Raw genomic sequence first — 12,498 nt, forward strand, 5'->3', positions numbered from 1 at the left:
GCTTGCGTGCTTTCCATTGCAATCAGGGCCAGGTAGGTTAGGGCGGTGGCACGGAAAACCGTCATAGTTGAACAGGCAGGTATAAACTAAACCCGACCGGAGTGAGATGCCGATTTTAAGCATCTGTTTTTATTTAATTTAGGGTATGCTTGCTGGTTTCACAGGCTTCAATCAGCAGAAACGGGGGCGGGACAGAACCAAACCAAAGCACTACTGCAATTGCTTTCCAAATCAAGAAGAATAAAAAAATAGCAAAAGGCTATTTACAATGCTATTTCCTTTATGCTAACGCGATTTACTCCCGCAAAAACGTAAACGAAAAACTGTTGGTTACAAACTAAAAATAATTACTTATTTTTGTGGTTCAATTATGCAGCAAATAAAAACATCATTCGATTTTGAAAAACCTATTGCCGATTTAGTTCAGCAGATAGAAAAGGTTAAGCAAGTTGCCGAAAAAACTAAGGTAGATATGTCTGCCACGTTAGATGAACTTGATGGTAAATTAGATGAAACTACCAATAATTTATATAAAAATTTAACCGGTTGGAACAAGGTTCAGATGAGCCGTCACCCGGATCGCCCGCAAACCCTTGATTATATCAATATGATCTGCGATGATTTTATTGAAATGCACGGTGACAGAACGGTTAAAGATGATAAAGCGATTGTTGGCGGTTTTGCTTCCATAAATGGTCAAACGGTAATGGTTATCGGTCATCAAAAAGGTAAAAATACCAAAGAGCGCCAGTTTCGCAATTTTGGTATGGCCAACCCGGAAGGTTACCGCAAAGCTTTACGTTTAATGCGTTTGGCCGAAAAATTCAATAAACCGGTTATTTCCTTCATCGATACAATGGGCGCTTACCCTGGTTTAGAGGCCGAAGAGCGTGGGCAAGGTGAAGCTATTGCCAGAAACTTGCTTGAAATGTCGGTTCTACGTGTGCCGATCATCTGCATTGTTGTAGGTGAGGGTGCGTCTGGAGGTGCTTTAGGTATAGGCATAGGTGATAAAGTATATATGTTAGAACACACCTGGTATTCGGTAATTTCTCCTGAATCTTGTTCCTCTATTTTGTGGAGAAGCTGGGATTTTAAAGAAAAAGCCGCTGAATGTTTGAAACTGACTTCTGATGATATGTTTGGTAACAAACTAATCGACGGCATCATTCCTGAGCCGCTTGGTGGTGCACATCAGGATCCGGAGTTAATGGGTAAAACATTAAAAGAGTATATTGTAAAAGATTTATCCGCTTTGGGTAAATTAAAAACAGATAAAATGATTGAGCAAAGGATTGAGAAATTCTGTGAAATGGGTGTAGTAAACGAATAATCATTAACTAAAATAAACTTGAATCCTGTTTGGCTACGCTGAACGGGATTTTTTTTGTGCTTTATAAACCTATCAGGTTTTTAAAACCTGATAGGTTCGGTCAACAAAAAAGCAGCTACAAATGAATGCAGCTGCTTTTATAAGTTATTTTCAGATCCGTTTATTACTGCGGACCTTGTTGCGGGAAGAACATGGATAAACGGCCTTCAAGGTTATTGAAGATTTTCTGCAGCTTATCGCTCAACTTATCCTGCCCGGCAGCTTTACTCGTTTTAACCATTCGATCCAGATAGTACAGGCCGGTTTGGATGTTCTGCGATCCGGTTAGTCCTTTTGATTGTGAAATATCAGCCAGGTAGTTTAATTCCTTGTTGATGTAATCGCCGGATTTGTCTAAAATATCATTGGCCCTGGCCGTTTCACCTAATTTATATAGGTTTTCAGCCATATAAAATTTTACGACAACCGTACGGATACCGAAAAATCTGTCAGGCATTACCGCATAATATTTATCTACCACTTTTTTAGCCTCATCCATTTTGCCTTCTTTAATCAGGCTGTTGGTTAAGCTACTGAAGAGATTGGTGAAAATGAACGTATCATCTGATGATTGCGGATCTAAATATTTAGCCGTTTTCATATTTCCCCACTTAAACTTAGTCATCACATTATGATATAAAACAGGCGTGTTCAGTAGTTCTGGTCTATCTTCAGATGCGGTTGTATCAGCTTTAAGGGGTAGTAAACGTAAGGCTAAACCTTCGCTGTATAAATACTTGTCTAAACCGTTATATTGCTCAGAAGGAACGGTAGAGGCAAAATAAATCGGGCGTTTCCAGTTGTTATGTGCCAGGATATCGAACATGGCCAAAGTTCCTTTAGTAACGTAACCTTTATTAAATTTCCAATCCATTGTGGTGGTAATTTTCGAAGCGTCAGCTGCAGGTACTGTCCCTGTACTGATGACCTGCTGAGGATCTACCGTTATTTTAAGGTTTTTGGTAGGCAGGAAGTTAGATTTTGATCCATCTTGCATCGGAACTTTATCGCTTTCATCGTTTGATAACAATAAATCAACTACGTTTTTAAGCTCAACGCTACCCGCAATTTTATAATCATCATACGGCATCACATCCCTTTCGCCCTGAACATACTGTTCAGGTTTCATGGTAATTGGCAATGGAGCTGATTCATTTTGTTTTTGTCTTAAACCGTTTATGTACCAATCTGTATCAAACAAACTTAAATTTACAATACGTACATCGGGGCGAACATTCTCTACCTCCTGGATATACCAAAGCGGGTAAGTGTCATTATCACCATAGGTAAACAAGATGGCATTCGGTGCGCAGGATTGTAAGTAATCCAAGGCAATATCATGTGGTACGAGTTTGGTAGAACGGTCATGATCATCCCATCCCTGCTCGGCCATAATTACCGGTGCAGCCAATAAACCAATTACCGTGGCACCAATAGCCCCTGCCGTTGGCGTTAATTTTTTAAACAGCCATTCTTTAATACCCAGGGCCCCTAAACCAATCCATATGGCAAAGGCATAGAAAGATCCTACATAAGCATAATCCCTTTCGCGTGGCTCTAAAGGCTTTTGATTTAAGTATAATACAATCGCGATACCCGTAAAAAAGAACAACAAAGCCACTACACCCGCATCTTTCTGATTGCGTTTAAAGTGCCAAAGTGCGCCAATGATTCCCATAATCAACGGTAAAAAGAAGAAACGGTTGTACGCTTTATTATCAACGGTTGATGGCGGTAAATGACTTTGATCACCACGTAACCAGCTATCAAATGGCTTAATTCCACTAATCCATTCTCCTTCAAATCCGCTTCCCTGACCTTGTTCATCGTTCTGGCGACCAACGAAATTCCAGAAAAAGTAGCGCATATACATGTAACCGATCTGGTAGCTGGCCAAAAAGCCAACATTATCAACTACATTCGGGTGTTTACTATCATCCAAGTGCATCCATTCTTTATAAAAACTGGCATGTCTGGGATCATCACTATACATACGAGGCAGTAAAGTGTTGTTGTTATATTCGTAATCGGTTTTCTTACCCGCCACTTCATATTTATCTTTACCTTTTCTCCAGATGGTTTTACCTTCGGTTACACCTGTTTTTTCAGAGTTATAATTCGGTCCGTAGGCCAGTGGTCTATCGCCATATTGCTCACGGTTTAGGTAACTTAAGAAAGAGAAAGCATCTTTAGGTGCACTGTTATTTAGGTTTGGATCTGCCTTTGCCCTGATGATGATCATGGAGAAAGATGCATAACCGAAAATGATTAAAACGGTAGAGATTAGACCTAGGTTTAATAATTTCTTTTGATGTTTGATCGAATAACGGATTCCCCAAACCAGAGCACCGATCAATAAAATAGCGAAGAATAAAACACCCGTTCCGAAGCCAAGACCTAATGTATTTACAAAAAACAGATCGAAATAAGCACCAAACGAAACCAGGTATTGAATAATACCATATTGAATCACGGCTAAGATTAAGATGCCAGCTATGAGTGTTTTGATAATTCCGGAGGTTGTTGCTTTATTAGTTCTTTTAAAATAATAAACAAAGGCAAGTGCCGGTATAGTTAATAAGTTTAGTAAGTGGATACCGATTGATAAACCCATAATATAGGCAATAAACAATAACCAGCGGTCGGCCCTTGGCTCATCAGCATGTGCCTCCCATTTAAGGATAGCCCAGAATACAATCGCCGTGAATAATGACGATTGTGCATAAACCTCCGATTCTACTGCCGAAAACCAAAAACTATCAGAAAAAGTATAAGCCAGTGCACCAACAGCCCCTGCACCCATAATACTGATCAATTTGCCGTTAGTTAATTCTTCGCCCGCTTTCAATATTGTTTTTTTAGCCAGTGCAGTAATCGTCCAAAATAGGAATAAGATAGTTGCCCCGCTCGAAACAGCCGAACCCACGTTCATCCAGTAAGCGATTCTGGTTAAATCTCCAGCTGCAAAAATTGAGAAGAAACGTTGGATCATTAAAAACAAAGGCGCACCAGGCTGGTGAACAACCTGCATTCTAAATGCCGATGCGATAAATTCACCGCAGTCCCAAAAACTGGCAGAAGGCTCTAAGGTTAAAACGTAAGTTAGTGTAGCAATTAAAAAGCAGATCCAGCCTACTATATTATTAACTTTTGAATAATTCATTGGTTTGTTTAATGATATTAAAAAATGTTTTCACATAAAAATGCTGCCGAAATTAACTATTCTAGTCGATAAAACGGTTAAATTTTTGCATTGATTTAACAATTTTTAACGGCTTAAGGGCTTTAACATAAAGGATTTTAATTTATTGGAAAGCAAAAACCCATAAGCAGAAAGCTGAAATCTGCTCATGGGTTACATCTGGAATGTTTTTTGCCTATCCTGCAGCAAAAGGCGTAAACCTTACCATCAGATCGTTATATTGTTTTTCGAGGCTTTTGCTCAGGCTTACCTGTTTAAATACCTCCGTTAGTTTGACCATTTGGCCTAAATAACCTAAGTAGAAACGCACATCCTGTTCTGAAGAAAGCTGGTTTTTACTCTCTGAAACATCCGCCAGATGGGTGAGTTCCCTGTCTATGTAATCGGCCGTTTTTTTGATCATGGCATTTGCATGGTTTAAGTCATTTAACCGATACAGGTTTTCAGTAAAATAATAAGTGCTTATTACCTGGCGCATGCTGTAAAATTTAGCCGGAATTACTTCAAAGTATTTATTTGCCACGTTTTTGCTCTCAGTAATTTTACCTTCATTAATGAGCCCGGTTAATAAACCATTAAACATGTTCGATAACATGGTTACATCATCGGCAGATTGCCTGTCTAAATGGTTGGCATGTTTAATGTTGCCGAAGCTATACACATTTATCAGGTTATTGTACATTGGTTTCAGGTTTATGCGATCAAAATCCTGTGTGATAGCCGCATCGGGTTTCAAAGGTAGGAGCCTTTTGTTTAAACCTTCCGAATAAAGGTACTTGTTAAGCCCTAAGTATTGCTCGTTCGGCATGGCGCCGCTAAAATAAATCGGCCGTTCCCAGTTATTGTGTGCCAAAATATCAAATAAAACTAAAGTACCTTTGGTTACAAAATTCGAATTATAAGTCCACTCCATACTATCGGCTATTTTTCCGGCATCTTCTTTTGGTACAGTTCCCGTATCTAATACCTGCTGCGGACTTACGGCCAGTTTAAGGTTTTTGGTCGGTAGCACATTGTATTTAGAACCATCTGTCATGGTTACTTTATCTTCGTCATGATCGGATAACAATATGTCTAAAATTTCCTGTAACTCAATATGCTGTGCAATCTTATAATCCTGGTAATACATGATATCCCTCGTGCCTTCTACATATTGCTCATGCTTTAAAGTGATGGGTAAAGGAGCAGATTCATTTTGCTTTTTTCGCATCCCATCAATATACCAGTCGGCAGTGAATAAACTTAAATTCACCACGCGCACATCCGGACGGATATTTTCTACCTCCTGTGCATACCAAACCGGATAGGTGTCGTTATCGCCATAGGTAAATAAGATGGCATTGGGCGCGCAGGATTTTAGGTAATTGACCGACATATCTCTCGCCACATGGCTATCAGAACGATCGTGATCGTCCCAACCCTGGCTGGCCATAATGATCGGGGCCCCAAACAAGGCTATAATGGTAGCAAAAATACTTGCACGCTGGAGTGTTAATTTTTGGAAAACCCAGTCCTTTAATCCAAATACCCCTAAACCGATCCAGATGGCAAAAGCATAAAACGAGCCTACGTAAGCATAATCCCTTTCGCGTGGCTCAATCGGAACAGAATTTAGATAAACAACTATGGCCACCCCGGTAAATACAAAAAGTAAACCGATAATACCTGCATCTTTTTGATTACGCTTAAAGTGCCAAACTGCACCAATTAAACCGATGATTAGCGGCAAAAAGAAAAACCTGTTATAGGCTTTATTCTCTACAATGGATGGTGGAAGGTTTTTTTGATTGCCAAGCCTGATGGCATCCAAAGGTTTTATGCCACTAAGCCAGTTGCCGTCTTTTCCGCCAAACTGTCCATCTTCATTATCCTGCCTGCCTGCAAAATTCCACATAAAGTAGCGCATGTACATTTGCCCGGTCTGGAAAGAAAACATGTATTTTAAGTTATCGAGCAGGGTAGGTTGATGTTCATCATCAAATCCCATGTAACTTTTGTAAAAGGTAATATGTTCAGGTTTGTCACTGTACATCCGTGGCAGTAAAGTTTTATCGGCAAAAATATATTCAGATTTTGTGCCTGCAGGTTCATATTTTTGATCGCCTTTCCGGATAATCTTGCCCGTTTCTTTAATTCCGGTTTTTTCTGAATTGTAATTCTCTCCATAAAGTAAAGGCCTGTCGCCATATTGGTCGCGACCCAGGTACCTCGAAAGCGAGAATACATTATCTACATTATAATTGTTCAGGTTAGGTTTGGCCTGCGCCCTGATAACCAGCAATGCGAAAGAACTGTATCCAAATAAAAGTAGTACGGTGAATAATAGGATCAGGTTTAAAGCCCTTTTGTTTTTAAGGATGGAATAACGGATACCATAAACTAAGCTTCCGATCAATAAAGCAGCAAAAAACAGTATTCCCGAACCGAAGCCAAGGTTCATGGTATTGACAAAAAAGTAATCGAAGCTTGCTGCAAGCGATACCACATATTGGATGACGCCAAATTGCACCATAGCTAAGGCTGCGATGGAGACAAAAAATATTTTTAGAATACTTTGCCAGCTTGGCGAAGGATTCTTTTTAAAATAATAAACAAATATTAATGCAGGAATGGTAAGCAGGTTTAAAATGTGTACGCCAATTGAAATCCCCATGATGTATGCTACAAAAAGTAACCAGCGGTCTGATTTCGGTTCATCAGCCTGCGATTCCCATTTCAAAATGCCCCAGAATACGATGGCACTACAGAGCGACGACATGGCATAAACCTCGGCCTCTACAGCCGAAAACCAGAAACTGTCAGAAAAAGCATAAGCCAATGCACCGACCAAACCGGCGCCCATAATCCCGGTAATTTTTTGATTGGTGATGTCTTCACCTTTTTTAATTACTGTTTTCCTGGCCAGTGCCGTAATGGTCCAGAACAAAAAGAGTATGGTTCCTGCACTTGCAAGTGCAGAAGATATATTAATGAAATAGGCTACCCTGGTTTTATCGCCGAAAGCGAGTGCCGAAAATAATCTTTGGATCATAGACACTATCGGAGCACCAGGCTGGTGAACCACTTCCATCCGGAAGGCAGAAGAAATGAATTCGCCACAATCCCAGAAACTTACAGATTGATCTAAAGTTAAGATGTATGAGAGTGCCGCAATAATAAAACAGAGCCAGCCTCCAATGGTGTTGATCCTTGAGTAATTCATAGTTTAATTTTAGTCTTTTGATAATAAATGATTTAAGTGGTTCGCAGTAAAAAAAGTCGTATAAAAAAAGAAAATGTTGCATCCTATATGATGATTTTTTTATCTTTGCATCGCAAACAGGAACAGCAGGAAAGAAATTAAAAATATTTTAAAATCACTCTTGCATATTTAAAATAAGGTTCCTACATTTGCATTCCCTTTCGAGGAGAATATCCTCGAGAAAGCTTGTCCGATAGTATAAGGGTAGTACAACGGTTTTTGGTACCGTTTGTCTTGGTTCGAATCCAGGTCGGACAACTAAAATTTAATAACGGATCATGTTTTAAATAGACATGATCCGATTTTTTTTAACCGTAACTATACGAACCCATGCCATTGCAGTTTAACCCGGTAAAGCTTTTTTCCGGAACAGGTTCTAAGGGATTATCACTTAAGATTGCCGAACATTACGGCAAGCCACTTGGTAGCGTAACCATTCACAAATTCAGTGATGGCGAGTTTCAACCTTCCTTTGATGAGTCAATTCGTGGTAGTGATGTTTTTCTAATCCAGTCTACTTATCAGCCCAGCGATAATTTAATGGAACTTTTGCTTATGGTTGATGCTGCTAAAAGAGCATCGGCACATTATATTACAGCAGTGGTTCCTTATTATGGTTTAGCCCGTCAGGATAGAAAAGACAAACCACGTGTAGCAATCGGTGCCAAATTGGTAGCTAACTTATTGAAATCAGCAGGTATTCACCGCATCATGACGATGGATTTACATGCTGCACAGATTCAGGGTTTCTTTGATATTCCGGTTGATCATTTAGATGGATCGGTCATCTTTGTACCTTATATCAAAAGCCTAGGCTTAAAAAATTTAACGATTGCGTCTCCAGATATGGGTGGTTCATACCGGGCACGTACTTTTGCCAAGTTTTTTAATGCCGAGGTAATTATTTGCGATAAACGCCGTAAACGTGCGAATGAAATCGAATCCATGTCGATTATTGGTGATGTTACCGGACAGGATGTGGTATTGATCGATGATATTTGTGATACTGCCGGAACCTTATCAAAAGCTGCGGCTTTGATTATGGAAAATGGTGCCGCAAGTGTCAGAGCCGTTTGTACACATGCTGTATTATCTGGCAAAGCAGTTGAAACAGTAGAGAATTCAGTACTAACTGAATTGATCGTTACAGATACCATACCGTTGAAACAGGAAAGTCCGAAAATTAGGGTGTTAAGTACGGCCAGTTTATTTGCAAGGGCAATTGCCAATGTAAACGAACACGGCTCAATTAGTGATCTGTTTAGGGTTTAGTGCAAAGCGTTTAGCGATAAGCGGTTAAAACGCCAGACGCCAAACGCGAAGCGATAAAAAGAGTTTAAATAAGGTTGAAGGTAGGAGGTGAAGGCTTAAGGTCTTGATACCCGATACTTAATACTGACTACTAATAAATAAATATAAATAAAAATGAAAACAATCGCAATTAGCGGTTCTCCAAGAGAGAACGTAGGGAAACGCGATGCCAAGGAACTTCGTTACGAAGGTAAAGTTCCGGCGGTATTGTATGGTGGAAAAGAGCAACAACACTTTGCTGTAGTTATTGCTGACTTAAGAGATGTTATTTATACCCCGGATGTAAACTTTGTGGAGATTGATGTGAATGGTGTTAAAACCAAAGCTATCGTAAAAGATACTCAATTCCACCCACTTACCGACGTATTATTACACATCGATTTTCTTCAGTTATTTGATGATAAAGAAATCATAATGGAGATCCCGGTTAAATTAACAGGAACTTCTCCAGGTGTTAAAATGGGGGGTAAATTAATCCAAAAATTACGTAAACTACGTGTTAAAGCATTACCGGCTAACATGCCGCAAAACGTAGAAGTGAGCTTAGAGAAATTAGAAGTAGGTAGTTTATTCCGTGTTCGTGACCTTCAAGGTGACAAATACGTAATCACCAACACTCCTGAAGATACTATCGTTTCTGTTGCAATGTCTAGAGCATTAAAACAAGCAGAAACTGAAGCTGCTAAAGGTAAAAAATAGTAAGCTGATCTCACAGATTAATGTGATTACACAGATTTTAAAAGCGGTGCAAAAGCAATTTTGTACCGCTTTTTTGTTTTTAATGCGTAGTCGCTACTTTAAGCTTTGGTCTTTGGTCTTTTTGCTTTTACCTTAAACCTTCAGCCTTCCCGCCTTCAGCCTTTTTATTTATCTTTGCCTCCATGAAATATCTTATAGTTGGCTTAGGCAATATCGGACCGGAGTATGTACACACCCGACATAATATTGGTTTTGATATTGCTGATGAACTGGTTAAAGGTTTAGGTGGTAGCTTCGATAATATCCGTTTGGCTTATTATGCAGAAGTGAGTTTTAAAGGTAAGAAACTACATGTAATTAAGCCAACTACCTTTATGAACCTCAGCGGTAAAGCCGTAAACTATTGGATGAAAGAGTTAAAAATAGCGCCAGAAAATGTATTGGTGGTTGTGGATGACCTTGCTTTACCTTTAGGCAAATTAAGACTTAAACTGCAAGGCTCCAGTGCAGGCCATAATGGACTAAAAAGCATAGAAGAAGTTTGCGGCGGACAAAATTATGCGCGCCTTCGCTTTGGCATCGGAAACGATTACCCGAAAGGCAGACAGGTAGATTTTGTATTGGGTTTGTTTGATAAAAATGAGCAGTTGGAACTTCCTGTATTAATCGATAAAAGTGTGGATTTGATTAAGAGTTTCGTTACCATTGGTCCAGCCCACACGATGACGGCTTTTAATAAATAGATGGTTAATTGTGTAAATCATGCTGTCATTCTGAGGGCAGCGAAGGATCTTTTGTAATTTAAATCTCAATGGTGATGTAGTTCAAAAAAGATCATTTGAAGAGCAATTACAGTAGCTCTTTTTAATGTTCGTCCTGCTTTCCATTACAAGTCCTCGCTGCGCTGTGGGCTTTCCATTTTAATCAGGTCTAAAGGGCAGTGTCTTTACTACTATTAAAGGGTTGAATAACATCGTCTCCCAATAAGCCGTTATTTGTCAGCGTCATACAAACCCCGGATAGCACTACTGTCCTTGCCACCTAAACCCGATCGCAGTGGTTCCGATGCCTTATCAGCAGCTTGTATTTTACAATAAGTGGCATCGGATTAACGGAGAGCGGGAATGCAGCAACCTAAAAGCACCTGTACCTGATTTCCAAAGAAAAAAAGATAACATTATTGGCGCGTTAGTCTCGGACTGTCGTTATTTCGAGCGGAGTGCAACCCAGTCGAGAACCATGTAGTGCTCAGCGAAGCTAAATCTATTTTCCAATTTAATCTGGCTCATAAATCTTTCCATTCTGCAATGCTCCAGTCGGGATGACGATCTTTCTATAAGAATCTGTTATTGATAACTTAGTCAAAAGGCCAGCGCTTGCAATTACGAAAAGCTACTAAACAAAAAAGATCATCGAAAGATGATCTTTTTTATCAATATGTTTTAGTTAGTGTTTATTTAACCTTTTCTTGCGCTCTTGCAATGTAAGCATCAATTAATTGTGCTTCTGCACTCTCCGGATATTGCGTTTTTACTTTAGTATAAGCTTCAACAGCACCTTTAAAATCATTTTGGCTCTCGTTAACCAATCCTAATTTCTTTAAGAACATTGGTGAAGTAAATTTACTGGCTTTATCAGCTGCTTTTTTGTAATAGGTAGCTGCTTGTTTATAGTCTTTCAATTCGCTGTATGCATCACCTAATAAACCTAAAGCCAATGGATCTGCAACCGGGCTGCCCGTAGCGCTATATTTGCTTAAAGCCTCAATAGCTTGTTTATATTCGCCTTTGCGTAAGTAAATGCCACCTAAATAAAGGTTAGCTAAGTTTGCCGATTTTGTATTATCGTATTCTTTGGCAATCTGCTCAAAGCCCGGGTAACCACCTTCTCCTTTAACTGCTCTGTTTGATAATGAATCTACGCCAACAAATTGTTCTGCTTTGTACATTTTGCTGGCAGCTTCTTCAGCACGACCTTTTAAATACACGCCTTGATACCAAAGATATATTAAAACTAATAAAACGACAGCACCTGCAATAAACAGTAAGCTCTTATTATTCTCTTGTAAAAATGAACCTTTTTTAGTTGGTTGAATTGTCTGGTTATCTGTTGTAGACATGTTTGTTTAAAAAATTTAAGATTGCAAAAATACATTTTTCAATCAAAGTATCAACCTTTATTTTGAAGTATTTAATTAAACATTAGTTAATTAGGCGTTCAGATCGTAAAATCATTAAGATCATTAGCGTAACAAGCTAATCAGTGTATTAAACCAGGTTTGGTTATCACTAAAAATCCCGGTGTGGTTAATTACCAGGTATACGGTTTGACTTTCAGTGTTGCTTACAATAGATCTGATTCTAATGGGCTGCCAGAATGCACCAAAGTTTTTGGCTGATGAAGCCGGAAATAAATCGTCGAAGCCCATATAAACCTCTTCTATATGGGATAATGGTAGTTCTAATTGTTCATCTCCGGTAATAAAAATGCCATTGGAGGCGAGTAAAATATCACCCTCGTGATTGTGAACGGGCTTTAAAAACGAAAATATATCTGCGATTTTTTTAATCCAGTTCGATTTTTTACCGTTGTTCAGTTCATGATCATAAGACCATAGAACATTTCCTTCTAACATTTTTTGTGCAACCATTGATTCCTCCTTGCGATGAAAGT

8 protein-coding genes are annotated in these 12,498 nt (G+C 39.2%); 4 read left to right on the forward strand and 4 right to left on the reverse strand.

Annotation, left to right across the window (positions count from 1 at the left end; genetic code table 11):
* Nucleotides 1–370: 370 nt before the first annotated feature.
* On the forward strand, nt 371–1,333 hold the full coding sequence (locus ABEG20_RS21535; RefSeq protein WP_406825265.1) for an acetyl-CoA carboxylase carboxyltransferase subunit alpha: 963 nt from the start codon (nt 371–373) through the stop codon (nt 1,331–1,333).
* 163 nt (nt 1,334–1,496) lie between these two features.
* On the opposite strand, the gene ABEG20_RS21540 is transcribed toward ABEG20_RS21535, so the two are convergent.
* Nucleotides 1,497–4,535 carry a DUF2723 domain-containing protein gene (locus ABEG20_RS21540; RefSeq protein WP_406825266.1) on the reverse strand — a complete coding sequence of 1,013 codons (3,039 nt, stop codon included), beginning with the start codon at nt 4,533–4,535 and terminating at the stop codon, nt 1,497–1,499.
* Nucleotides 4,536–4,749: 214 nt separating this feature from the next.
* Complete coding sequence (locus ABEG20_RS21545; protein WP_406825267.1) at nt 4,750–7,776, reverse strand: DUF2723 domain-containing protein; 3,027 nt, start codon at nt 7,774–7,776, stop codon at nt 4,750–4,752.
* Between the two features lie 369 nt (nt 7,777–8,145).
* On the opposite strand from ABEG20_RS21545, the gene ABEG20_RS21550 reads away from it, so the two are divergent.
* The 3 genes from ABEG20_RS21550 (at nt 8,146) to pth (ending at nt 10,568) form a co-directional block, all read left to right on the forward strand.
* The gene (locus ABEG20_RS21550; protein WP_090504927.1) at nt 8,146–9,087 is read left to right on the forward strand and encodes a ribose-phosphate pyrophosphokinase; all 942 of its coding nucleotides are present in this window, start codon (nt 8,146–8,148) and stop codon (nt 9,085–9,087) included.
* Nucleotides 9,088–9,240: 153 nt separating this feature from the next.
* Entirely contained in the window at nt 9,241–9,825 is a 585-nt protein-coding gene (locus tag ABEG20_RS21555) for a 50S ribosomal protein L25/general stress protein Ctc (RefSeq protein ID WP_406825268.1), read from the forward strand.
* 182 nt (nt 9,826–10,007) lie between these two features.
* Entirely contained in the window at nt 10,008–10,568 is a 561-nt protein-coding gene (pth, locus tag ABEG20_RS21560; protein ID WP_406825269.1) for an aminoacyl-tRNA hydrolase, read from the forward strand.
* A 710-nt stretch (nt 10,569–11,278) separates the two neighbouring features.
* Here pth and ABEG20_RS21565 read toward each other — a convergent pair.
* Entirely contained in the window at nt 11,279–11,944 is a 666-nt protein-coding gene (locus ABEG20_RS21565; RefSeq protein WP_205058624.1) for a tetratricopeptide repeat protein, read from the reverse strand.
* A 123-nt stretch (nt 11,945–12,067) separates the two neighbouring features.
* The gene (locus ABEG20_RS21570) at nt 12,068–12,460 is read right to left on the reverse strand and encodes a hypothetical protein (protein WP_406825270.1); all 393 of its coding nucleotides are present in this window, start codon (nt 12,458–12,460) and stop codon (nt 12,068–12,070) included.
* Nucleotides 12,461–12,498: the final 38 nt, after the last annotated feature.

Origin of the sequence: Pedobacter sp. KACC 23697 (assembly GCF_045348445.1) — a bacterium.
Lineage (GTDB): Bacteria > Bacteroidota > Bacteroidia > Sphingobacteriales > Sphingobacteriaceae > Pedobacter.